The 22,900-nt window shown below is 72.5% G+C and carries 23 protein-coding genes; 18 read left to right on the top strand and 5 right to left on the bottom strand.

Annotated features, from left to right (window positions below):
- The first annotated feature begins 111 nt into the window (after nucleotides 1–111).
- From ACZ4MH_RS16560 to ACZ4MH_RS16550, 3 genes are read left to right on the top strand one after another with little or no spacing between them, the layout of a single operon-like run.
- Nucleotides 112–369 carry a hypothetical protein gene (locus tag ACZ4MH_RS16560; RefSeq protein ID WP_351590608.1) on the top strand — a complete coding sequence of 86 codons (258 nt, stop codon included), beginning with the start codon at nucleotides 112–114 and terminating at the stop codon, nucleotides 367–369.
- 48 nt (nucleotides 370–417) lie between these two features.
- Entirely contained in the window at nucleotides 418–2,265 is a 1,848-nt protein-coding gene (gene glmS, locus ACZ4MH_RS16555; protein ID WP_351590611.1) for a glutamine--fructose-6-phosphate transaminase (isomerizing), read from the top strand.
- Nucleotides 2,262–2,630: a holo-ACP synthase gene (locus ACZ4MH_RS16550; RefSeq protein WP_351590614.1), complete on the top strand. Its 369-nt coding sequence runs from the start codon at nucleotides 2,262–2,264 to the stop codon at nucleotides 2,628–2,630. The genes glmS and ACZ4MH_RS16550 overlap by 4 nt, the downstream gene beginning before the upstream one ends.
- A 27-nt stretch (nucleotides 2,631–2,657) precedes the next feature.
- Here the strand turns inward: ACZ4MH_RS16550 and ACZ4MH_RS16545 are convergent, their stop codons facing one another.
- Complete coding sequence (locus tag ACZ4MH_RS16545) at nucleotides 2,658–4,079, bottom strand: NAD(P)H-hydrate dehydratase (RefSeq protein ID WP_351590617.1); 1,422 nt, start codon at nucleotides 4,077–4,079, stop codon at nucleotides 2,658–2,660.
- Between the two features lie 187 nt (nucleotides 4,080–4,266).
- Here ACZ4MH_RS16545 and ACZ4MH_RS16540 point away from each other — a divergent pair, with 187 nt between their 5' ends.
- From ACZ4MH_RS16540 to ACZ4MH_RS16520, 5 genes are all read left to right on the top strand, one after another.
- A complete protein-coding gene (locus ACZ4MH_RS16540; RefSeq protein ID WP_351590620.1) occupies nucleotides 4,267–5,244 on the top strand; it encodes a L,D-transpeptidase in 978 nt (325 codons plus the stop codon).
- Between the two features lie 57 nt (nucleotides 5,245–5,301).
- Nucleotides 5,302–6,480: an alanine racemase gene (alr, locus tag ACZ4MH_RS16535; protein ID WP_351590623.1), complete on the top strand. Its 1,179-nt coding sequence runs from the start codon at nucleotides 5,302–5,304 to the stop codon at nucleotides 6,478–6,480.
- The gene (locus ACZ4MH_RS16530; protein ID WP_467754543.1) at nucleotides 6,477–7,721 is read left to right on the top strand and encodes an alpha/beta fold hydrolase; all 1,245 of its coding nucleotides are present in this window, start codon (nucleotides 6,477–6,479) and stop codon (nucleotides 7,719–7,721) included. Before alr ends, ACZ4MH_RS16530 begins: the two co-directional genes overlap by 4 nt.
- Before the next feature lie 224 nt (nucleotides 7,722–7,945).
- A complete protein-coding gene (gene tsaE, locus ACZ4MH_RS16525) occupies nucleotides 7,946–8,464 on the top strand; it encodes a tRNA (adenosine(37)-N6)-threonylcarbamoyltransferase complex ATPase subunit type 1 TsaE (protein WP_351598998.1) in 519 nt (172 codons plus the stop codon).
- Nucleotides 8,465–8,639: 175 nt separating this feature from the next.
- Complete coding sequence (locus tag ACZ4MH_RS16520) at nucleotides 8,640–8,843, top strand: hypothetical protein (RefSeq protein ID WP_351598996.1); 204 nt, start codon at nucleotides 8,640–8,642, stop codon at nucleotides 8,841–8,843.
- A gap of 161 nt (nucleotides 8,844–9,004) precedes the next feature.
- Here ACZ4MH_RS16520 and ACZ4MH_RS16515 read toward each other — a convergent pair whose 3' ends face one another.
- Nucleotides 9,005–9,586, bottom strand: a complete 582-nt coding sequence (locus ACZ4MH_RS16515) for a hypothetical protein (protein WP_351598994.1) — start codon at nucleotides 9,584–9,586, stop codon at nucleotides 9,005–9,007.
- Nucleotides 9,587–9,729: 143 nt separating this feature from the next.
- Between ACZ4MH_RS16515 and tsaB the strand changes: the two genes are divergently transcribed.
- The 3 genes from tsaB to tsaD all read left to right on the top strand — a co-directional run bounded on the left by tsaB (nucleotide 9,730) and on the right by tsaD (nucleotide 12,105).
- Entirely contained in the window at nucleotides 9,730–10,419 is a 690-nt protein-coding gene (tsaB, locus tag ACZ4MH_RS16510) for a tRNA (adenosine(37)-N6)-threonylcarbamoyltransferase complex dimerization subunit type 1 TsaB (protein WP_351598992.1), read from the top strand.
- Between the two features lie 71 nt (nucleotides 10,420–10,490).
- Nucleotides 10,491–10,961: a ribosomal protein S18-alanine N-acetyltransferase gene (gene rimI, locus ACZ4MH_RS16505; protein WP_351599002.1), complete on the top strand. Its 471-nt coding sequence runs from the start codon at nucleotides 10,491–10,493 to the stop codon at nucleotides 10,959–10,961.
- On the top strand, nucleotides 10,954–12,105 hold the full coding sequence (gene tsaD / locus ACZ4MH_RS16500) for a tRNA (adenosine(37)-N6)-threonylcarbamoyltransferase complex transferase subunit TsaD (protein WP_351598990.1): 1,152 nt from the start codon (nucleotides 10,954–10,956) through the stop codon (nucleotides 12,103–12,105). The genes rimI and tsaD overlap by 8 nt, the downstream gene beginning before the upstream one ends.
- A gap of 36 nt (nucleotides 12,106–12,141) precedes the next feature.
- Here the strand turns inward: tsaD and ACZ4MH_RS16495 are convergent, their stop codons facing one another.
- Nucleotides 12,142–13,323: a THUMP-like domain-containing protein gene (locus ACZ4MH_RS16495; RefSeq protein WP_351598988.1), complete on the bottom strand. Its 1,182-nt coding sequence runs from the start codon at nucleotides 13,321–13,323 to the stop codon at nucleotides 12,142–12,144.
- 217 nt (nucleotides 13,324–13,540) lie between these two features.
- Here ACZ4MH_RS16495 and groES point away from each other — a divergent pair, with 217 nt between their 5' ends.
- Nucleotides 13,541–13,849, top strand: coding sequence for a co-chaperone GroES (gene groES, locus ACZ4MH_RS16490; RefSeq protein ID WP_019329594.1), 309 nt, complete (start codon nucleotides 13,541–13,543; stop codon nucleotides 13,847–13,849).
- Between the two features lie 132 nt (nucleotides 13,850–13,981).
- The gene (gene groL, locus ACZ4MH_RS16485) at nucleotides 13,982–15,610 is read left to right on the top strand and encodes a chaperonin GroEL (RefSeq protein ID WP_351598986.1); all 1,629 of its coding nucleotides are present in this window, start codon (nucleotides 13,982–13,984) and stop codon (nucleotides 15,608–15,610) included.
- A 92-nt stretch (nucleotides 15,611–15,702) separates the two neighbouring features.
- Here groL and ACZ4MH_RS16480 read toward each other — a convergent pair whose 3' ends face one another.
- Entirely contained in the window at nucleotides 15,703–16,476 is a 774-nt protein-coding gene (locus ACZ4MH_RS16480) for an SDR family NAD(P)-dependent oxidoreductase (RefSeq protein WP_351598984.1), read from the bottom strand.
- Nucleotides 16,477–16,722: 246 nt separating this feature from the next.
- Here ACZ4MH_RS16480 and ACZ4MH_RS16475 point away from each other — a divergent pair, with 246 nt between their 5' ends.
- Entirely contained in the window at nucleotides 16,723–17,634 is a 912-nt protein-coding gene (locus tag ACZ4MH_RS16475) for a LysR family transcriptional regulator (protein WP_351598982.1), read from the top strand.
- Nucleotides 17,635–17,730: 96 nt separating this feature from the next.
- Here the strand turns inward: ACZ4MH_RS16475 and ACZ4MH_RS16470 are convergent, their stop codons facing one another.
- Nucleotides 17,731–18,060: a WhiB family transcriptional regulator gene (locus tag ACZ4MH_RS16470; protein WP_351598980.1), complete on the bottom strand. Its 330-nt coding sequence runs from the start codon at nucleotides 18,058–18,060 to the stop codon at nucleotides 17,731–17,733.
- A 388-nt stretch (nucleotides 18,061–18,448) separates the two neighbouring features.
- Here ACZ4MH_RS16470 and ACZ4MH_RS16465 point away from each other — a divergent pair, with 388 nt between their 5' ends.
- The 4 genes from ACZ4MH_RS16465 (at nucleotide 18,449) to ACZ4MH_RS16450 (ending at nucleotide 22,897) form a co-directional block, all read left to right on the top strand.
- Nucleotides 18,449–19,060: a response regulator transcription factor gene (locus tag ACZ4MH_RS16465; RefSeq protein ID WP_003948568.1), complete on the top strand. Its 612-nt coding sequence runs from the start codon at nucleotides 18,449–18,451 to the stop codon at nucleotides 19,058–19,060.
- Between the two features lie 365 nt (nucleotides 19,061–19,425).
- The gene (locus ACZ4MH_RS16460) at nucleotides 19,426–20,001 is read left to right on the top strand and encodes a sigma-70 family RNA polymerase sigma factor (RefSeq protein WP_351598978.1); all 576 of its coding nucleotides are present in this window, start codon (nucleotides 19,426–19,428) and stop codon (nucleotides 19,999–20,001) included.
- A gap of 172 nt (nucleotides 20,002–20,173) precedes the next feature.
- Entirely contained in the window at nucleotides 20,174–21,673 is a 1,500-nt protein-coding gene (guaB, locus tag ACZ4MH_RS16455; RefSeq protein WP_351598976.1) for an IMP dehydrogenase, read from the top strand.
- Nucleotides 21,674–21,787: 114 nt separating this feature from the next.
- Nucleotides 21,788–22,897 carry a GuaB3 family IMP dehydrogenase-related protein gene (locus ACZ4MH_RS16450; RefSeq protein ID WP_030262970.1) on the top strand — a complete coding sequence of 370 codons (1,110 nt, stop codon included), beginning with the start codon at nucleotides 21,788–21,790 and terminating at the stop codon, nucleotides 22,895–22,897.
- The last annotated feature ends 3 nt before the right edge of the window (nucleotides 22,898–22,900 follow it).

The raw sequence follows: 22,900 nt of genomic DNA, 5'->3' as shown, positions 1-22,900 counted from the left end.
GTCTAACCGGGTGGCCGAATACTGAATGTCTATACCAATCGGGTATTCATCGGTAGCGTCCGGCCCCGGGGGAACGCGTCACTTCCGACCGCGAGGAAATGGGGGGTGGGCATGGGGACACGCCTGCTCGAATACGTACGGCAGCGCAGGAGAATTCCGGCCCAGAGGGAGTACGCGGGGCCGGTTCCGGGGGAGTCGGCGAGCCTCGTCCAGAGCGAACTCCTCGCCGAACTGCCCGACGAGGACCTGGGCGAGGACCTGACGGACTGCCTGCTGCTGTACGAGATGGGCAGCAAGCCGCGCTGCGAGGAGGTGGAATTCCTCGAACTGGTGCAGGAAGCCATCGACCGGATCGAGAGCGGGCATTGACCCGTATGGGACCCGGGTATTGATCTCCGCGCGCCGTAGGCTGCCTTCATGTGCGGAATTGTGGGATACGTGGGCGGGCAGTCGGCCCTTGACGTCGTACTGGCCGGACTGAAGCGGCTGGAGTACCGCGGCTACGACTCGGCGGGGATCGCGGTGCTGGCCGACGGCGGCCTGGCGGCGGCGAAGAAGGCCGGCAAGCTCGCCAACCTGGAGAAGGAACTGGCGGCGCGCCCGCTGCCGGCCGGCAGTACGGGCATCGGGCACACCCGGTGGGCCACGCACGGCGGCCCCACGGACGCCAACGCCCATCCGCACCTGGACAACTCCGGGCGGGTCTCGGTCGTGCACAACGGCATCATCGAGAACTTCGCCGCGCTGCGCGCCGAACTGACCGACCGCGGCCACGAGCTGGCCTCCGAGACGGACACCGAGGTGGTCGCGCACCTGCTGGCCGAGTCCTTCTCCTCCTGCGGCGACCTCGCCGAATCGATGCGGCAGGTCTGCCGCCGGCTGGAGGGCGCCTTCACGCTCGTGGCGGTGCACGCCGACGCGCCGGACGTGGTGGTGGGCGCGCGCCGGAACTCCCCGCTGGTCGTCGGCCTCGGCGACGACGAGGCGTTCCTCGCCTCCGACGTGGCCGCCTTCATCGCGCACACCCGGGAGGCCGTCGAGCTGGGCCAGGACCAGGTGGTCGCGGTGCGCCGGGACGGCGTGCAGGTCACCGACTTCGAGGGCCGCCCGGCCGAGGTGCGCCCGTACCACGTGGACTGGGACGCCTCGGCCGCCGAGAAGGGCGGCTACGACTACTTCATGCTCAAGGAGATCGCCGAGCAGCCGAAGGCCGTCGCGGACACCCTCCTCGGGCGGATCGGCGCGGACGGGCGGCTGTCGCTGGACGAGGTGCGCATCCCGGACGCGGTGCTGCGCGAGGCCGAGAAGGTCGTCATCGTGGCGTGCGGTACGGCGTTCCACGCCGGGCTGATCGCCAAGTACGCCATCGAGCACTGGACGCGCATCCCGTGCGAGGTGGAGCTGGCGAGCGAGTTCCGCTACCGCGACCCGATCCTGGACCACCGCACGCTCGTCGTCGCCATCTCGCAGTCCGGCGAGACCATGGACACCCTGATGGCGCTGCGGCACGCCCGCGAGCAGGGCGCGAAGGTCCTCGCCATCTGCAACACCAACGGCTCGACCATCCCGCGCGAGTCCGACGCGGTGCTCTACACGCACGCCGGGCCCGAGGTCGCCGTCGCCTCCACGAAGGCGTTCCTGACCCAGCTGGTCGCCTGCTACCTGGTCGCGCTGTACCTGGGCCAGGTGCGCGGCACGAAGTGGGGCGACGAGATCCAGGCCGTGGTGAAGGAGCTGGCCGAGATCGGCACCCAGGTGGAGGAAGTGCTGGGCACGATGGAGCCGGTACGGGAGCTGGCCCGCGGCCTCGCCGGCAAGAACACCGTGCTCTTCCTCGGGCGCCACGTGGGCCACCCGGTGGCCCTGGAGGGCGCGCTGAAGCTCAAGGAGCTGGCGTACATGCACGCCGAGGGGTTCGCGGCCGGCGAGCTGAAGCACGGGCCGATCGCGCTGATCGAGGAGGACCTGCCGGTGGTGGTGATCGTGCCGTCGCCGCGCGGGCGCTCCGTGCTGCACGACAAGATCGTCTCGAACATCCAGGAGATCAGGGCCCGCGGCGCCCGCACCATCGTGATCGCCGAGGAGGGCGACGAGGCGGTCGTGCCGTACGCCGACCACCTCGTACGCATCCCCGTGACGCCCACCCTGCTGCAGCCGCTGGTGGCCACCGTGCCGCTGCAGGTCTTCGCCTGCGAGCTGGCCACAGCGCGCGGCAACGAGGTCGACCAGCCGCGCAACCTCGCCAAGTCGGTGACCGTCGAATGATCATCGGGGTCGGCATCGACGTCGCCGAGATCGACCGGTTCGCCGCCGCGCTGGAGCGCACGCCCCAGATGCTGGACCGGCTCTTCGTCGACAGCGAGCGGTACCTGCCCGGCGGCGAGCCGCGCGGGGTCGCCTCCCTCGCGGCCCGGTTCGCCGCGAAGGAGGCGCTGGCCAAGGCGCTGGGCGCGCCGCGCGGCCTGCACTGGACGGACGCCGAGGTGTACGTCGAGGAGAGCGGCCAGCCCCGGCTGCGGGTGTGGGGCACGGTGGCCGCGGCCGCGGCGGAGCGCGGGGTCCGCTCGTGGCACGTCTCGCTCAGCCATGACGCGGGGGTGGCTTCGGCGGTGGTGATCGCGGAGGGGTGAGTAACCCCTCCGCCCCTGGGGGCGCGCCTAGGCGGTCACCGACAGCCACGTCCCCGGCAGGGCCTCGGCCACGTCGCACGCGGTCAGTGGCGTACCCGCATTCGCCGCCTGACGCGCCGCCAGCCCATGGAGATACGCGCCCGCCGATGCCGCGTCCCGCGGCGCGAGGCCCGTGGCCAGCAGCGAACCGGCCAGCCCCGAGAGCACGTCACCGCTGCCCGCCGTGGCCAGCCAGCCGGTGCCCGTGGGATTGACGCGTACGGTGGCCGTCTCCGGATCGGCGACCAGCGTCGACGAGCCCTTGAGCAGCACCGTCGCGCCGTACCGGGAAGCCAGCTCCCGTACGGCGTGCAGCCGGGCCGACTCCACCTCCTCGCGCGCCACGCCCAGCAGGGCCGCGGCCTCGCCGGCGTGCGGGGTGAGCAGCGTCGGCGCCGTACGGGCGCGCAGCCGCTCCGGGTCCAGGTAACGCAGCCCGTCCGCGTCGACCAGTACCGGCACGTCGGAGTCCAGTACGTCCGCCATCGCCGCCTCGTTGTCGCCCAGGCCGGGGCCGATCACCCACGCCTGCACGCGGCCCGCCTTCGAGGGCGGCCCGGCGTGCACCAGCGTCTCCGGGTGCGCGGCGATCACCGCGTCGCCGCCGGGGCCCACGTACCGGACCGCGCCCGCGCCGCCGCGCAGCGCTCCCGATACCGCGAGTACCGCGGCGCCCGGATAGCGCGCCGAGCCCGCCACCACGCCGACCACGCCGCGCCGGTACTTGTCGCTGTCCGCCGCCGGGACGGGCAGCAGCGCCGCCACGTCGGCGTGCTGGAGCGCCGCCACGTCCGCCTCGCCCGGCAGGTCCAGGCCGATCTCCACCAGCCGCAGCGCGCCCACGTACTCGCGCGCCGGGTCGATCAGCAGCCCCGGCTTGTACGCGCCGAACGTCACCGTCGCGTCCGCGCGGACGGCGGCCCCGGCCACCTCCCCGGTGTCCGCGTTCACCCCGCTCGGCAGGTCCACCGCCAGGACGGTACGGGCGCGTGCCGCCTCGGCCAGCTCCGCCGCCTCGGGCCGCAGCCCGCCCGTGCCGCCGATGCCCACGATGCCGTCCACGACGAGGTCGGCGCGGCCGATGTCGGCCCGCGCATCGGCCGACACCCGGCCGCCCGCGGCACGGAGGGCCGCCAGACCGCCCTGGTGCGCCCGCTCCGGGGCCAGCAGCACCGCGCGCACCCCGGCGCCCCGGCGGGCCAGCCGGGCGCCCGCGTACAGGGCGTCGCCGCCGTTGTCGCCGCTGCCCACCAGCAGCACCACCCGGGACCCGTACACCCGCCCCAGGAGGTCCGCGCAGGCCACCGCGAGGCCCGCCGCTGCCCGCTGCATCAGGGCGCCGTCCGGCAGCCGCGCCATCAGGTCCCGCTCCGCCGCCCGCACCTTCTCCACGCTGTAAGCAGTCCTCATGCCCCCCAGTCTCACCCTGTGGGCGCGGCGCCGCCGCATCCGGTTGTGCCGTGCCCCGCCTCGCCCGGTTGTGCGGCGGTGCCGCGCGCCAGGGGCACCGTCCGCCCGGCCGAAGAATCCGACCCACCAGGGCGAACCTGGCCGCGCCCGGGTGGCAGGGCGCCGCCCGCGCGGGACAGATGAACGTATGAACCGCTATCTCGCGGGCCTGCTGGCCGCGGCCACCGGCACCGCCACGCTGCTGACGCTCGCCGCCGCTCCCGGGACCGCCGTCGACGGCCCGGCGCCTCCGGGCCCGCAACGCCCCGCGCCGGTCGCCGAGACCGACCTCGTACCGGGCGTCCCCGACACGCCCGGGGGCGGGCCGCCGCAGGACACGCCCGACCAGGCGCAGCCGCCGGACATGACGGCGCGCGCCGAGGAGGACCCGCCCCCCGGCCGCGCGCCGGACGCCGGGGGCGACGCCCTGGTGGAGTACGTACCGCCCGCCGAGGTGATCCAGCGCGCCCCGGGCGGCGCGGTGGCGCCCGCCGCGGCCCCCGCGGCACCGCAGGCGTGCTCGACCTCCACCGGCCCGTACCAGCGCCAGGTGGAGCGCTACCTGAAGCTCAAGGTGGACGGCAAGCAGTCACCGGCGGACTGCAAGGTCATCCGCGCCTTCCAGGAGAAGAACAACATCACCCCGGCCAACGGCTTCACCGGCCCGGTGACCGGGGGCGTCGTCCGGCTCGCCGAGGCGAAGGCCGACCCGAACGCCGACAAGCGCTGCCCCGTGCCGCGGATGCGCAAGAAGGGCGAGCACTGGGCGCCGCGCGTGGCCTGCGTCGACCTGACCCGCCAGCTCATGTGGGTACAGAACCACGACAAGGTCATCTTCGGCCCGGCGCCCGTCCGCACCGGCCGCAAGGGCTACCCGACCCGCACCGGCACGCACCACGTCTACTGGAAGCACCGCGACCACTTCTCCACGATCTACCACTCGCCCATGCCGTTCAGTCAGTTCTTCGACGGCGGTCAGGCATTCCACGGCATCACGGCCAACATCTACAGCCCGCCCGGCTCGTACGGCTGCGTGAACCTGCGGCAGCGGCACGCGGAGAAGCTGTGGAACACGCTCAGGAAGGACGACAGCGTCTTCGTATGGGGCAAGAAACCGGGCACATGACGCCCCCAAGAGGCGGTCGACAGCTGCTCCGGGGCGGGGCCTGAGACACTGAAGGCGATGACTGAGAGAGCAACGCGCGCCCGGGCCGCCATCGACCTCACCGCCCTGAGGTCGAATGTGCGTGCCCTCAAGGCGCGTGCTTCAGGTGCGCAGCTGATGGCCGTGGTGAAGTCCGACGGCTACGGCCACGGCGCGCTGCAGTGCGCCGCGGCGGCCCGCGAGGCCGGCGCCGAATGGCTGGGCACCGCGCTCCCCGAGGAGGCGTTCCAGCTGCGCGAGGCGGGCGACACCGGCCGCCTCATGGCGTGGCTGTGGACGCCGGGCGGCCCGTGGCGGAAGGCCGTCATGCTGGACATCGACGTGTCCGTGAGCGGCATGTGGGCGCTGCACGAGGTCTCCCATGCCGCGCACGCCACCGGCCGTACCGCCCGGGTCCAGCTCAAGATCGACACGGGTCTGGGGCGCAACGGCTGCCAGCCGGCCGAATGGGCCGAGCTCACCGCGGCCGCCCGCGAGGCCGAGCGGGACGGCCTGATCAAGGTCACCGGCGTCTGGTCGCACTTCGCGTGCGCCGACGAGCCCGGCCACCCCTCGATCGCCGCCCAGCTCGCCGTCTTCCGCGACGCGCTCGCGACGGCGGCGGCGGCCGGCCTTTCGCCCGAGGTCCGGCACATCTGCAACACCCCGGGCCTGCTCACGCTCCCCGACGCGCACTTCGACCTGGTACGCGCCGGCATCGGCATCTACGGCATCTCGCCGAGCCCCGAGGTCGGCACGCCGGCGGACTTCGGGCTGCGGCCGGTCATGACGCTCTCCGCCTCGCTGGCGTCGGTCAAGCACGTGCCGGGCGGCCACGGCGTCTCGTACGGCCACCACTACACGACGCCCGGCGACACCACCCTCGCGCTGGTCCCGCTGGGCTACGCCGACGGCGTCCCGCGGCACGCCTCCGGCGTCGGCCCGGTGCTGGTCGCCGGGAAGTGGCGGACGATCGCAGGCCGGGTCGCGATGGACCAGTTCGTGGTCGACCTGGGCGGGGAATCAGCCACGGTGGGGGACGAGGCGGTGCTCTTCGGGCCGGGCGACCGGGGCGAGCCGACGGCCGAGGACTGGGCGCAGGCCACGGGAACCATCGCGTACGAGATCGTCACGCGCATCGGAAGCCGGGTGCCACGCGTCTATGTCTCCGGGCACGGAAATGTCCCTGAGCACGACAGAACGGGGGACGGGACATGAGTGAGGGCACACCGGGCGTACCGGACGTGGCCGGGACCGCGGCGGTGGCCGCGGAGACCGTGAGCAGCTGGGCCCGGGCGGGCCGGCACGCGGGCATCGCGGGCGCCGCGATCGGCGTGGTCGCCGCGGGCGCGGCCGCCGGGGTGGCGCTGGAGCGGCTGACGGTCGGCCGGGGCGTGCGCCGCAAGGCGCGGATGGCGCTGGACTCGGCGGGCCCGTACGGGGCGCTGCGCGGCACACCGGGCACGGCGTACGCGGAGGACGGCACGGCGCTGTACTACGAAGTCGACGAACCGGAAGACTGGCCGGACGGGGAGGCCCAGGGGGCCCGCCGCAAGCGCCTGCTGGGGGCCCTGGGGCGACGCTCCGCGGCCCCCACCGTCGTCTTCTGCCACGGTTACTGCCTCAGTCAGGACGCCTGGCACTTCCAGCGGGCCGCGCTGCGCGGCAGAGTCCGTACGGTCCACTGGGACCAGCGCAGCCACGGCCGCTCGGCCCGCGGCCACGCCCAGATCGAGGGCACCGATCCGGTCACCATCGACATGCTGGGCCGGGACCTGAAGGCGGTACTGGACGCCGCCGTCCCGGACGGGCCGATCGTGCTGGTCGGCCACTCCATGGGCGGCATGACGGTGATGGCGCTCGCGGACCACTTCCCCGAGTACGTCGCCGAGCGGGTGGTCGGCGTCGGGCTGATCGGGACGTCGGCGGGGCGGCTGAGCGAGGTCGCCTCCTTCGGGCTGCCGTCGCTGGGCGTGAAGGCGGTGCACCGGTTCGCGCCGGGCCTGCTGAAGGCGCTGGGTGCGCAGAGCGAGCTGGTCGAGAAGGGCCGCCGGGCCACGGCCGACCTCTTCGCGGGCCTGGTGAAGCGGTACTCCTTCGGCGCGCCGAAGGACGTGGACCCCGGCGTCGCCCGCTTCGCCGAGCGCCTCATCGAAGCGACGCCCATCGACGTCGTCGCGGAGTTCTTCCCGGCGTTCGCGGTGCACGACAAGACGGGAGCGCTGGCGGCGTACGACGGCGTACCGGCGCTCGTACTGGCCGGCGACCGCGACCTGATCACGCCGCCCGAGCACAGCCGCACGATCGGCGAACTGCTGCCGGCCGCGGAGCTGGTCTGCGTACCGGACGGCGGCCACCTGGTCATGCTCGAACACCCGGAACTGGTCAACGACCGCCTGACGTCCCTGGTGGAACGCGCGGCAACAGAAGCACGCAGCTGGCGCCCGGCCCGGGCTTGAGGGCCGAGGGGCGCGGGGGCGCGGCGCTTCCATGGAGAGCAGCGCACGCTGCGCCCACGTAGGGGCGGCCCGCGCAGCGCCTACGGGTGCAGCCCCGCATCCCCCCACCTCGGGGGTTACCCAGGGGTGGGGCGGCGTGCACCTTGCCGGGGGCCGGTGCACCCGAAAGTGCGGTGGGGTGACGCTGGCGCGCGCCGGCTGCCCGGGCTCGTACCATCGGCGGCATGAGCACCACCGACGCCATCACGCAGGTAACCGTCAAGACTCCGGACCGGATGCAGGAGTTGGGCCGCCGGCTCGCCGGGCTGCTGCGCCCGGGTGACCTGGTGCTGCTGAGCGGCGAGCTCGGCGCCGGCAAGACGACGCTGACCCGAGGCCTGGGCGAGGGCCTGGGCGTACGGGGCGCCGTCACCTCGCCGACCTTCGTCATCGCCCGCGTGCACCCCTCCCTGCAGGCCGGCCCGCCGCTGGTACACGTCGACGCGTACCGGCTCGGCGGCGGCCTGGACGAGATGGAGGACCTGGACCTGGACGTGTCGCTGCCGGAGTCGGTGGTGGTCGTGGAGTGGGGCGAGGGCAAGGTCGAGGAGCTGTCCGAGGACCGGCTGCACGTGGTCATCGCGCGCGCCGTGGGCGCGGAGGCGGCCGTGGACGACGCCGAGGACGACGTCCGCGAGGTCACCGTCACCGGCGTCGGCGAGCGCTGGGCGGGCCGCGACCTGAGCGTGCTGCAGGAGCTCTGAGCGGCGCCGGGCGAGCGGCCTGGTGGGACTTCGCCGGTCGGCGGCGTCCGTAGTTTCCGACAAGCCGTCGGGAAGATGTTGCGTCGGCGGTGCCGGGCGTGGTCACATGGAGGGAGAGAGCCGGTTAGGTCTACCTAACCATGCCCGCTCGCCCCAGGATTCCCGGGAGGCATCCATGTCGGCCCACCAGTCCCTCGCCGCGGCGGCCCGCCGCGACGACAGCGAACCGTCTCCGCACCGCCGCGAGGACGGGCCCCGGCCGACCATGAACGAGCTCCTGGCGTCCTGCGCGGCCGCCACCGCGGTCTCCACGCCACCGGACGCCCCCGAGCCGGCCTCGCCCGACGCGAGCGAGAACAGCGGCCGCGACGCCGCGTAGGCGGCAAGCCGGACCCTCGGTGGTCGGCACGCCAATGCCCCGCCGTCGGCCGATGCCTCCGCCGTCCACCGACGGCCCGTTTCCCGCGTAGCCCGTACGAGTGATTCGTAAGCCCGCGCCTCTGCGCTGCGCCGTACGGGTGCGGGCCCGCCTCGCGTGGGCTACGGAACGACGACGACCTTCTTGCCGATCGTCGCGAACTTCCACATCGCCGCGCCGTCGGCCCGCTTCTCGCGGATGCCGCCGGTCTTCTGCTTCTGCTGCTTCTGCGGCGTGCCCGTGCCCGGCTGCGGCATCGAGCCGTCGACCGCCGCGCTGAAGCCGACCACGACGTTGTCGACCGTCGCGAACCGCACGACATTCTCGATCGGAATGCCGTCGGAACCGGTCACGCTCGCGGAGCGCGTGGTCACCGAGTACGCCCCCGGCGCCGGGCTGACCGTGCTGGGCACGACCTCGTACGTCCGCAGGACCTGGTCCTTCGGGCCGACCAGCCACACCCGCCGGGCGTCCAGCGCGTACACCACGCGCTCGCCCGTGCCGGAGTGCGCCGGTACCGCGGTCTCCCGCTGTTCCTTCTCCTTCGCCGACTCCTTGGGCGCGGGGTGCCCCGACGGCGCGGGCGAGACCGCGGCGCCGCCCTTGGCCGCGCGGACCGGCGCCAACGGGCCGGTGGCGTCCGCCGAGGCCTGGAAGGCCAGGAAGCCGACCGCGGCCAGCGCCGCCACAGTGAGAGCCGTCACGATCGAGCTGCTCCTAGCGGCCACCGCCGTGCCACCTTTCCGTACGGTCCGTACGCGTCAGAAGTCCGAAGTCCCCGCACGCAGCGTACCGGCGAGCGCGGTACCCGGCAGGGCGGTGTCCGCCGCGCCGTAGTCTTGAGGGCGTGCTGCTGCTTGCCCTTGACACCGCGACCCCCGCCGTTTCCGCCGCGCTGCTCAGCTGCGACCCCGGCCCGGACGGCGGCCCGGCCGCTCCCCGTGTGCTCGCCGAGGCGCGCGAGGTGGACGCCCGCCGCCACGGCGAACTGCTGCTGCCCGCCGTCGACCGCGTGCTCGGCGAGGCCGGCGTGAAACTCGACGCGGTCACGGACGTCGTCGTCGGCGTCGGCCCCGGCCCGTACACCGGCCTGCGCGTCGGCCTGGTCACCGCCGCCACCTTCGGCGCGGCCCTGGACGTGCCCGTGCACGGCCTGTGCACGCTGGACGGCATCGCGTACGCCTCCGGTATCGAGGAGCCGTTCGTGGTCGCCACGGACGCGCGCCGCAAGGAGGTCTACTGGGCCCGCTACGCCGACTTCCGTAACCGGCTGACCGACCCGGCCGTCGACCGCCCGGCCGACATCGCCGAGCAGGTCGCCGGGGTGCCGGCGGTGGGCGCGGGCGCGCTCCTGTACGACGGCGCCTTCGACGGCGTACGGACGGACGGGCCCGAGTACCAGTCGGCGGCGGCCCTCGGCACGCTCGCCGCCGAGAAGCTGGCCCGCGGCGAGGAGCTGCTGCCGCCGCGGCCGTTGTACCTGCGCCGCCCCGACGCCCAGGTGCCCGCCAACTACAAGGTGGTCACCCCGAAGTGACCGCCCACGCCGGCCGGCCCCCGGGGGCCGGTGACCCGCAGCCCGCCGACCGGCCCGCCACGCTGCGCGAGATGCGCTGGTGGGACATCGAGCCGGTGCTGGCGCTGGAGGAAGAGCTGTTCCCCGAGGACGCCTGGTCCCGGGGGATGTTCTGGTCCGAGCTGGCACACGCCCGCGGGCCCGGCGCCAACCGGCACTACACCGTCGCCGAGCGGGACGGCCGGCTCGTCGGCTACGGCGGGCTCGCCGCCGTGGACGGCACCGGCGACGTCCAGACCATCGCCACAGCCCGCGACCAGTGGGGCTCCGGGCTCGGCGGCCGGCTGCTGACCGACCTGCTCACCGCCGCCACCACCTTCGAGTGCCACGAAGTGCTCCTCGAAGTACGCGTCGACAACCACCGCGCCCAGCGCCTGTACGAACGCTTCGGCTTCGAGCCCATCGGCTTCCGCCGCGGCTACTACCAGCCGGGCAACGTCGACGCCCTGGTCATGCGCTACACCACCGAATCCCTCGTACAAGGAACACCGATCAATGGCTGACGAACCGCTCGTCCTCGGCATCGAGACCTCCTGCGACGAAACCGGTGTCGGCATCGTCCGCGGCCACACCCTGCTGGCCGACGCGATCGCCTCCAGCGTCGACGAACACGCCCGCTTCGGCGGCGTCGTCCCCGAGGTCGCCTCCCGCGCCCACCTGGAGGCGATGGTCCCCACGATCCAGCGCGCCCTGAAGGAGGCCGGCGTCGCCGCCTCCGACCTGGACGGCATCGCCGTCACGGCGGGGCCCGGCCTGGCGGGCGCCCTGCTCGTCGGCACCTCGGCGGCCAAGGCGTACGCGTACGCCCTCGGCAAGCCGCTGTACGGCGTCAACCACCTCGCCTCGCACATCTGCGTCGACCAGCTCGAACACGGCGCGCTGCCCGAGCCGACCATGGCCCTGCTGGTCTCCGGCGGCCACTCCTCGCTGCTGCTCGCGCCGGACATCACCTCCGACGTGCGGCCGCTGGGCTCGACGATCGACGACGCGGCGGGCGAGGCGTTCGACAAGGTCGCCCGGGTGCTGCACCTCGGCTTCCCCGGCGGCCCGGTCATCGACCGGATGGCCCGCGAGGGCGACCCGGACGCGATCGCGTTCCCGCGCGGCCTCACCGGCTCCCGCGACCCCAAGTACGACTTCTCCTTCTCCGGCCTGAAGACCGCCGTGGCCCGCTGGATCGAGGCCAAGCGCGCGGCCGGCGAGGAGGTGCCGGTCGCCGACGTCTCCGCGTCCTTCCAGGAAGCGGTGGTGGACGTGCTGACGCGCAAGGCCGTACGGGCCTGCAAGGACCACGGCGTGGACCACCTGATGATCGGCGGCGGCGTCGCGGCCAACTCCCGGCTGCGCGCGATGGCCGAGCGGCGCTGCGAGGACGCGGGCATCACGCTGCGCGTGCCGCGCCCGAAGCTGTGCACGGACAACGGCGCGATGGTCGCGGCCCTGGGCGCCGAGATGGTCGCCCGGAACCGCCCGCACTCCGCCTGGGAGCTGTCCGCCGACTCCTCCCTCCCGGTCACCGAGCCGCACGTCCCGGCCCCGGAGCACCGTCACCGCCACGGCGTACCGCACAGCCAGGGCCACGGCCACGGTCATGGCCACGACCACGATCACGTGCACGAGATCAGCAAGGACAACCTGTACTCGTGAGCGGCCGTCGGCCGTACTGCTGAGGCGCCGGCCTCCTCATCGAGGCGTCGCCGGCCGGCCGATGAGCATCGTCGGGGCGCCCGCGACGCGGGTGAGGAGGACCGTGGCGGAGTGCGGGCCGCGGAGCTTCACCTTGCGGCGGAGCTCCTCCGGCTCGACGGCGGAGCCGCGCTTCTTGACCGTCAGCACGCCGATCTCGCGCTCCCGGAGGAGTGCCTTGAGCTTCTTGAGGTTGAAAGGCAGCTCGTCGGTGATCTCGTAGGCGGCGGCGTACGGGGTGGGGCGCAGCTCGTCGGCGGTGACGTACGCGATGGTCTCGTCGATCAGGCCGCCGTCCAGCTCCGCCGCGACCTCCGCGACCAGGTGCGCGCGGATGACGGCGCCGTCCGGCTCGTAGAGGTAGCGGCCCACCGGGCGCACGGCCGGGTCGGGGAGCGGCGCTGTGGTGTGCAGCGCGGCGCCGGAGGGGAGCAGGGTGGCCCGTACCGAGCCCGGGTCCGTGCCGAACCAGAGCACGGCCTCCTTCACGTCGCCGCCGTCCGAGATCCACTCCGCGGCGGCGTCCTCGGGGATCGCCTCGTGCGGGATGCCGGGGGCGATCTTGAGGGCGGCGTGCGGGGCCTTGCGGGCCGCCTCGATCGCCCAGGAGAGCGGTGGGGAGTACGCCTCCGGGTCGAACACGCGGCCGCGGCCGCCCCGCCGCGCCGGGTCCACGAAGACGGCGTCGTACGGGCTCGTGTCGATCTCCGTGACGTCTGCGCAGCGCACCTCGATCAGGTCGGCCAGGCCCAGCGCCTCGGCGTTCGCGCGGGCCACCTCGGCGGTGAGCGGGTCGCGGTCCACGGCCAGGACCCGGATGCCGGCCCGGGCGTACGCGATCGCGTCGCCGCCGATGCCGCAGCACAGGTCGGCGACGGACCGTACGCCGAGCGCGGCCAGCCGCGCGGCGCGGTGGACGGCGACGGTGCGGCGGGTGGATTGCTCGACGCCGTTCGGGGTGAAGAACATCCGGTACGCGTCCTCGGCGCCGAACTTCGCGACTGCCCGCTGCCGCAGCCGGGCCTGCCCGAGTGCCGCGGAGACCAGTTCGGCCGGGTGCTCGCGGCGCAGCCGGGTGGCGGTGGCGAGTTCCTGCGCGGGGTCGTGGTCGCGGAGGCCGGACAGCAGCGCCCGGCCCTCGTCGGTGAGCAGCGCGGAGAAGGAGTCGAGAGGGTTCACCCGGCCCATTCTGGGGCAGGTCACGGATCTCTTTCGAAGCCACGTTGGCACTCCGCTTGACCGAGTGCTAACCGCGTCATAGTCTCGGCGCTGGCACTCACCACTGGAGAGTGCCAAACACAGCGACGGGCAGGTCCGGCACCCGCGACGACGGATCCACCTGGTCGCCACCTCAGACAGTTAACCCCGTGAGATCTCCGAAGGGGGAGGTCGGATCGTGACGACCGCCAGCTCCAAGGTTGCCATCAAGCCGCTCGAGGACCGCATTGTGGTCCAGCCGCTCGACGCCGAGCAGACCACGGCTTCGGGCCTGGTCATTCCGGACACCGCCAAGGAGAAGCCCCAGGAGGGCGTTGTCCTGGCCGTGGGCCCGGGCCGCTTCGAGGACGGTAACCGTCTTCCGCTCGACGTTTCCGTCGGCGACGTCGTGCTCTACAGCAAGTACGGCGGCACCGAGGTGAAGTACAACGGCGAGGAGTACCTCGTCCTCTCGGCCCGCGACGTTCTCGCGATCGTCGAGAAGTAAGCCGGGAGTCCGGGTTCACCTCGGACACCAGTACTGCACCCAGCTTTTCTGATCTGCGCCCCTGGTTCCCGCGTCTCACCACCCGGGGCAGGGGCGCATTTCGTTGAGAGTACGACTAAGGACACGTAACTCATGGCGAAGATTCTGAAGTTCGACGAGGACGCCCGTCGCGCCCTCGAGCGCGGCGTCAACAAGCTTGCCGACACGGTCAAGGTGACGATCGGCCCCAAGGGCCGCAACGTCGTCATCGACAAGAAGTTCGGCGCCCCCACCATCACCAACGACGGTGTCACCATCGCGCGCGAGGTCGAGGTCGACGACCCGTACGAGAACCTCGGCGCCCAGCTGGTGAAGGAGGTGGCGACCAAGACCAACGACATCGCGGGTGACGGCACCACCACCGCGACCGTCCTGGCCCAGGCCCTGGTCCGCGAGGGTCTGCGCAACGTCGCCGCCGGTGCCTCCCCGGCCGCCCTGAAGAAGGGCATCGACGCCGCCGTGAAGGCCGTGTCCGACGACCTCCTCGCGACCGCCAGCCCGATCGACTCCAAGTCGGACATCGCCGCCGTGGCCGGCCTGTCCGCCCAGGACAAGCAGGTCGGCGAGCTCATCGCCGAGGCGATGGACAAGGTCGGCAAGGACGGTGTCATCACCGTCGAGGAGTCCAACACCTTCGGCCTGGAGCTCGACTTCACCGAGGGCATGGCCTTCGACAAGGGCTACCTCTCCCCGTACATGGTCACCGACCAGGAGCGGATGGAGGCCGTCCTCGAGGACCCGTACATCCTGATCCACCAGGGCAAGATCGGCTCGATCCAGGACCTGCTGCCGCTGCTGGAGAAGGTCATCCAGGCCGGCTCCTCCAAGCCGCTGCTGATCATCGCCGAGGACGTCGAGGGCGAGGCCCTGTCGACCCTGGTCGTGAACAAGATCCGCGGCACCTTCAACGCCGTCGCCGTGAAGGCCCCCGGCTTCGGTGACCGCCGCAAGGCGATGCTCGGCGACATGGCCACCCTCACCGGTGCGACCGTCATCGCCGAGGAGGTCGGCCTCAAGCTCGACCAGGCCGGTCTGGACGTGCTGGGCACCGCCCGCCGCGTGACCGTCACCAAGGACGACACCACCATCGTCGACGGTGGCGGCAACTCCGAGGACGTGCAGGGCCGCGTCAACCAGATCAAGGCCGAGATCGAGTCCACCGACTCGGACTGGGACCGCGAGAAGCTCCAGGAGCGCCTCGCCAAGCTCGCCGGTGGCGTCTGCGTCATCCGCGTGGGTGCGGCCACCGAGGTCGAGCTCAAGGAGAAGAAGCACCGTCTGGAGGACGCCATCTCCGCGACCCGCGCCGCGGTCGAGGAGGGCATCGTCTCCGGTGGTGGCTCCGCGCTCGTCCACGCCGCCAAGGTGCTCGAGGGTTCGCTCGGCAAGGAGGGTGACGAGGCCACCGGTGTCGCCGTCGTCCGCCGCGCCGTCGTCGAGCCGCTGCGCTGGATCGCCGAGAACGCGGGCCTCGAGGGTTACGTCATCACCGCCAAGGTCGCCGAGCTCGAGAAGGGCAACGGCTTCAACGCCGCCACCGGCGAGTACACCGACCTGGTGAAGGCCGGCGTCATCGACCCGGTCAAGGTCACCCGCTCCGCCCTGGAGAACGCCGCCTCCATCGCCTCCCTGCTGCTCACGACCGAGACCCTGGTCGTCGAGAAGCCGGCGGAGGAGGAGGCCGAGGCCGGCCACGGCCACGGCCACGGCCACTCGCACTGAGTGCAGTAGCTCCGCACCGAGGCCCGGCACCCCGCGAAGGGGAGCCGGGCCTCGGGCTTTTCCGGTACGTGCGGGCTGCTGCCGGGTGAGCGCTACTGCGGCCCGTACTTGCGTCCCGTCCGGGACGTGACGCCGCCCAGGAGGTTGCGCGGGGCGAGCTTCACGACGCCCATCATGGCCTTGTAGCGCGGGTCGGGGATGGAGAGGGACTTGCCGCGGGCGAGGTCCTTCATCGCCGCGTCGACCAGCTTGTCGGCGTCCAGCCACATCCAGTCGGGGATGTTGTCCGTCCCCATCCCGGCCCGCTCGTGGAATTCCGTACGGACGAAGCCCGGGCACAGGGCCATCAGGCGCACCCCGCTGCCGGCCAGGTCGCGGGCCGCGCCCTGGGTGAACTGCACGACCCACGCCTTGCTCGCGCCGTACGTGCCGCGCGGCACGAAGGCCGCGACCGAGGCGACGTTGACCACGCCGCCGCGCCGCCGCTCGCGCATCCCCTTCACCGCCGCCGAGGTCAGCCGCAGTACCGCCTCGCAGTGCACCTTCAGCATCGTCAGCTCGTCGGCCATGGGCACTTCGAGGAACTCGCCCTTGTTGCCGAAGCCCGCGTTGTTGACCAGCAGGTCCACCGGGTGCCTGGTGTCACCGAGCCGTTCCTCGACGGCCGCGATGCCCTCCTCCGTCGCCAGATCGGCGACCAGCACCCCGGCCTCGATGCCGTGCCGGTCGTGCAGCTCGGCCGCGTGTTCGCGCAGCTTCTCCTCGTTACGGGCCACCAGCACCAGGTTGTGCCCGTCGCCCGCCAGCCGGCGCGCGAACGCCGCCCCGATGCCCGCCGTCGCTCCCGTGACCAATGCAGTCGTCATAAGAGAACGCTATCGGCACGGTGGTCCGCCGCCCGCCCGGGCACCCGCCGTACGGGCGACCGACCCGCCGTCAGCTCCCTCGCCCCGTCCGGTACTTCGGAGCCCGCGCACGGTGTACTTCCGGCCCACTGGTGATGGGATTCGCGCCGAATGTTCCGGCGGTTTCCGCTGTCGTACGGTGGGTGATGCGCCAAAGCGGCGAGTGATTTATCCGAGCTCGCCCCAAGTGATGCTTATGCTTGAGGCATGATCGAGGCTCGTCATCTCCGCGTGCTCCGCGCCGTCGCGCGGACCGGTTCCTTCTCCGCCGCCGCGCGCGAGCTCGGCTGCACCCAGCCCGCCGTCTCCCAGCAGATGAAGGCGCTCGAACAGTCGGCGGGCACGCCGCTGATCATCCGTGCCGGCCGCGAGATGCGGCTCACCGAGGCCGGCCAGGCCCTCGTGCGGCACGCCGCCGGCATCCTCGCCGGGCTCACCGCCGCCGAGGAGGAGGTCGCGGCGATCGCCGGGCTGCGCGCCGGGCGGGTCCGGCTGGTGTCCTTCCCCTCGGGCAGCTCCACGCTGGTGCCGACCGCGCTGGCCGCGATGCGCGCCGCGCACCCCGGTACGGGGGTCTCGCTGGACGAGGCGGAGCCGCCGCGCTCCATCGAAATGCTGCGCGGCGGCGACTGCGAGATCGCGCTGGCCTTCCGGTATCCGGAGGTGCCGGGCGCCGACCCGGCGGCCGAGTCGGAGTGGGACGACCTGGTCGTGCGGCGGGTGCTCACCGACCGGCTGGTGGGGCTGGTGCCCGAGGAGCACCGGCTCGCCGGCGAGGGGCGCGCCGGCTTCGCCGAGCTGGCGGACGAGCCGTGGATCGCGGGCTGCCCGCGCTGCCGCCGCCACCTGGTCACAGTGTGCGAGCGCGCCGGGTTCACGCCGCGCATCGACTTCGCCACCGACGACTACCCGGCGGTGATCGGGCTGGTGGGCGCGGGCCTGGGCGTCGCCGCTCTCCCGGAGCTGGCGCTGGCCTCGGTACGGCCCAAGGCGGCGCGCACGATCCGGCTGGAGCCGGTCGTGCAGCGCGAGATCGTGGCGCTCACGCTGCCGGACCTGGCGCAGGTCCCGGCGGTGGCGGCGATGCTCGACCAGCTGGCGGCCGCGGGCCGCCGCTGATCTGCACCGGTACCGCTCTCCCGGCGGTACCGGCCGCCGCACCGCGCGGGGCGCGGCAGCGGCGCAGAAACGTTACGTCTGTTCGGGTGGACGGCGTCACCCTCTGTACAGCGTGGCCGGGTTCGAGCCGCCGGCCGGCACGAGGCGGTGCCGCGCCCGGCCCATCAGCTCTTCCCGCTCGTCCTCGGTCAGTCCTCCCCACACGCCGTAGGGCTCGCGGACGGCCAGGGCGTGGGACGCGCATTCGGCGCGTACAGGACAGCGCATGCAGACCTCTTTCGCGGACGTCTCGCGCGCGCTGCGGGCCGCGCCACGTTCGCCCTCGGGGTGGAAGAAGAGCGAACTGTCCACGCCGCGGCAGGCGGCGAGCAGTTGCCAGTCCCAGAGGTCCGCGTTCGGGCCCGGAAGGCGGGAGAAATCTGCCATTGCTAGTCCCCTCGAAGCGTGGCGGTACGGGCTCCTGTTCAAGACCGTACATCTACCGTCTAAGCAGATGTAAATATGACTCATCTCGAATCTTGCCCCAGATAACTAGCAAACGGAAGAAAAGCCACCAAACAGGGCATACCGCCCCCGTTACGGGAAGTGGTGCGGCAGGGGGCGCGGGTCTTGATGCTGCGTGTCCGGCCCCTCACATAGAGTGTCGAAAACGGCTCCTCAGCCCGTAACTCTTTCGGGTGACCGTCGTTGAGAGTGCGGAAGCGGTTGACAGAGGGACTCCCCGGGCAGGTGTCCGAGGCCGTCAATCGCACAGGTGACGATACGTACCAGCCTGGAGGCACAACGTGACGCGCATCAGCTGCGGAGGACGGCCATGACTTCCGTCCTCGTCTGCGACGACTCCCCGCTTGCCCGAGAGGCGCTCCGTCGGGCGGTTGCGACCGTCCCCGGCGTCGAGCGCGTGACGACCGCGGCCAACGGCGAGGAAGTCCTCCGCCGCTGGGGTGCCGATCGCTCGGACCTGATTCTGATGGACGTACGGATGCCCGGCCTCGGCGGCGTCGAGACCGTGCGCCGGCTGCTGTCCGCCGACCCGGGCGCCCGGATCATCATGCTCACCGTCGCCGAGGACCTCGACGGCGTGGCACTCGCCGTCGCCGCCGGCGCCCGCGGCTATCTGCACAAGGACGCCTCGCGCGCCGAGCTGCGCGCGACGGTCACCCAGGCGCTCGCCGACCCGACCTGGCGCCTCGCCCCGCGCCGGCTGCGGTCCGCCGAGATGGGTGCAGCCCCGACGCTCACCGCGCGTGAGATCCAGGTGCTCGAAGGCATGAGCCACGGCCGGTCGAACGCCGAGATCGGCCGCGAGCTCTTCCTCTCCGAGGACACGGTCAAGACGCACGCCCGGCGCCTCTTCAAGAAGCTCGGCGCCTCCGACCGCGCACACGCGGTCGCGCTCGGCTTCCGCTGGGGCCTGGTCCGCTGAGCCCCCTAGGGCACAGCGGGGCCGCGGCGCGCGCCCTCCCGACGGGGTGGCGCGTGCCACGGCCCCGTTGTGCCGCCGTCCGGCGCCGAAACCTCACGCTATGCCGCATGCTTGAGGTGTGACTCCTCCCCGGCTCCAGGGCCGGGGCTTCTCACTCGGCCAGAAGAGACCTCATGACGGACATGCCCTGCCCGGTGCCCTACGGCGCCGAAGAACGCCATGGGCGACGTCTCGGGTCCGGCATGGGCAACACCCGAAAGGGGGAGGCGTGGGACGTGAGTGCAGGCACACCGACGCATAACACTTCGGTGCACAACTACGGGGGCGATGCCGCGAACCGCGCGGCACCAAGGCACCATGGACCGATGCGCGAGGACGGGACCCAGGAGATCGGCGGGCTCGTCGCACGTGCCGTCGAGGGGGACCGGCAGGCCACGCACGACCTCCTCGCACACGTGCACCCGCTCGCACTGCGCTACTGCCGTACGCGGCTGTCGCGGCTGCCGGGTGATGCTCGCCACTTCGTCGAGGACCTCGCACAGGAGGTCTGCGTGGCGGTGCTCTGCGCGCTGCCGCGTTACCGGGACACCGGCAAGCCGTTCGAGGCGTTCGTCTTCGCCATCGCCGGCCACAAGGTCGCCGACCTGCAGCGGGCCGCGATGCGCGGCCCCGGCAGCACGGCCGTGCCCTCGGACGAGATGCCGGAGCAGCCGGACAACTCACTCGGCCCCGAGGAGCGGGCGCTGCTCAGCAGTGACGCGGAGTGGGCCAAGAAGCTGCTGGCCAGCCTGCCGGAGAACCAACGGGAGCTGGTGCTGCTGCGGGTCGCGGTCGGGCTGACGGCGGAGGAGACCGGGCAGATGCTGGGGATGTCGCCGGGGGCCGTGCGGGTCGCGCAGCACCGCGCGCTCAGCCGGCTGCGGGCGCTCGCCGAGCAGTAGTCACGCCCCCTCCGGAAGCGGAGGGGGCGGGCTGCCGCGCCCTGCTGACGTCCGGGCGGCGCCGCCCGTGTGAACGCACAAAAAATACGGGTGATCTTGCTCGTGGAATGAGACACCGGCCATTCCCGTTAGCATGGACATCCGCACTGATCAAGGCCATTGGGAAGGTGTCATGACCAACGTCGACGGAGTGCCCGGAAAATTCGCGACACTCGGGCTGACCTACGACGATGTGCTGCTGCTGCCGGGCTCCTCGGACATGGCGCCCGACCAGATCGACACCTCCTCGTACATCTCGAAGAATGTCCGGGTGAACGTCCCGCTGCTGTCCGCGGCGATGGACAAGGTGACCGAGGCCCGGATGGCCATCGCGATGGCCCGCCAGGGCGGCGTCGGTGTGCTGCACCGCAACCTCTCCATCGAGGAGCAGGCCAACCAGGTCGACCTGGTCAAGCGCTCCGAGTCCGGCATGGTCACCGACCCGATCACGGTGCACCCGGACGCGACCCTGGCCGAGGCCGACGACCTGTGCGCGCGCTTCCGTATCAGCGGCGTCCCGGTGACCGACGCGGCGGGCAAGCTGCTCGGCATCGTCACCAACCGCGACATGGCCTTCGAGACCGACCGCAGCCGTCAGGTGCGCGCCGTCATGACGCCGATGCCGCTGGTCACGGGCAAGGTCGGGATCTCTGGCGTGGACGCCATGGAGCTGCTGCGCCGCCACAAGATCGAGAAGCTGCCGCTGGTCGACGACTCGGGCGTCCTCAAGGGCCTGATCACGGTCAAGGACTTCGTCAAGGCCGAGCAGTACCCGAACGCCGCCAAGGACTCCGAGGGCCGGCTGCTGGTCGGCGCGGCCGTCGGCGTGGCGGGCGACGCGTACGAGCGGGCCCAGGCGCTGATCGAGGCCGGCGTGGACTTCATCGTGGTGGACACCGCGCACGGCCACTCCCGGCTGGTCGGCGACATGGTCGCCAAGATCAAGTCGAACTCCTCCGTCGACGTCGTCGGCGGCAACATCGCCACCCGCGACGGCGCCCAGGCGCTCATCGACGCCGGCGTGGACGGCATCAAGGTCGGCGTCGGCCCCGGCTCGATCTGCACCACCCGCGTCGTCGCCGGCATCGGCGTCCCGCAGGTCACCGCGATCTACGAGGCGTCGCTCGCCGCGAAGGCGGCCGGCGTCCCGGTCATCGGCGACGGTGGCCTGCAGTACTCCGGTGACATCGCGAAGGCCCTGGTCGCGGGCGCCGACACGGTCATGCTCGGCTCCCTCCTCGCCGGCTGCGAGGAGTCGCCGGGTGAGCTGATGTTCATCAACGGCAAGCAGTTCAAGTCGTACCGCGGCATGGGTTCGCTGGGCGCGATGCAGACCCGCGGCGACCGCAAGTCCTTCTCCAAAGACCGGTACTTCCAGGAGGGTGTCGCCTCCGACGAGAAGCTGGTGCCCGAGGGCATCGAGGGCCAGGTGCCCTACCGCGGCCCGCTCTCCTCGGTCGTCCACCAGCTCGCCGGCGGCCTGCGCCAGTCGATGTTCTACGTCGGCGGCCGGACGGTCCCGGAGCTGCAGGAGCGGGGCCGGTTCGTCCGGATCACCTCGGCGGGCCTGAAGGAGAGCCACCCGCACGACATTCAGATGACGGTCGAGGCGCCGAACTACAACGCCCGCTGACCAGGCAGTACACAGCCTGTGCAGGAGCCCGCGGACCACACGTCCGCGGGCTGCGGCATGTCGGGGATACTGGAAACGGCAGACGAAGCCGCGAAGTAAGCGAAAGGCCACATAGTGACTGAGATCGAGATCGGGCGCGGCAAGCGCGGCCGCCGGGCGTACGCCTTCGACGACATCGCCGTCGTACCGAGTCGGCGGACCCGCGACCCGAAGGAGGTCTCGATCGCCTGGCAGATCGACGCCTACCGCTTCGAGCTGCCGTTCCTGGCCGCCCCGATGGACTCCGTCGTCTCGCCGCAGACCGCCATCCGCATCGGCGAGCTGGGCGGCCTGGGCGTGCTCAACCTCGAGGGCCTGTGGACCCGGTACGAGGACCCGGAGCCGCTGCTCGCGGAGATCGCCGAGCTGGACGAGGCCACCGCGACCCGCCGCCTGCAGGAGATCTACGCGGCCCCGATCAAGGAAGAGCTGATCGGCCAGCGCATCAAGGAGGTGCGCGACTCCGGCGTGGTCACCGCCGCCGCGCTCTCCCCGCAGCGCACGGCCCAGTTCTCCAAGGCCGTCGTGGACGCGGGCGTGGACATCTTCGTGATCCGCGGCACCACCGTCTCCGCCGAGCACGTCTCCTCCGCCGCCGAGCCGCTGAACCTCAAGCAGTTCATCTACGAGCTCGACGTCCCGGTCATCGTCGGCGGCTGCGCGACCTACACCGCGGCCCTGCACCTGATGCGTACCGGCGCGGCCGGCGTGCTGGTGGGCTTCGGCGGCGGCGCCGCGCACACCACCCGTAACGTCCTGGGCATCCAGGTCCCGATGGCCACCGCCGTCGCGGACGTCGCGGCCGCGCGCCGCGACTACATGGACGAGTCCGGCGGCCGGTACGTCCACGTCATCGCCGACGGCGGCGTGGGCTGGTCCGGCGACCTGCCCAAGGCCATCGCCTGCGGCGCGGACGCCGTGATGATGGGCTCCCCGCTGGCCCGCGCCACCGACGCGCCCGGCCGCGGCCACCACTGGGGCATGGAGGCCGTCCACGAGGACGTGCCGCGTGGCAAGCGCATGGACCTCGGCACGGTCGGCACGACCGAGGAGGTGCTGCACGGCCCGTCGCACACCACGGACGGTTCGATGAACTTCTTCGGCGCGCTGCGCCGCGCGATGGCCACGACCGGCTACTCCGACCTGAAGGAGTTCCAGCGGGTCGAGGTGACGGTCCGCGCCTGATCC

Source organism: Streptomyces sp. NPDC026301, assembly GCF_055567935.1.
The sequence above is the reverse complement of the archived record's forward strand: the minus strand, read 5'-3'. Positions and strand labels throughout refer to the sequence as shown.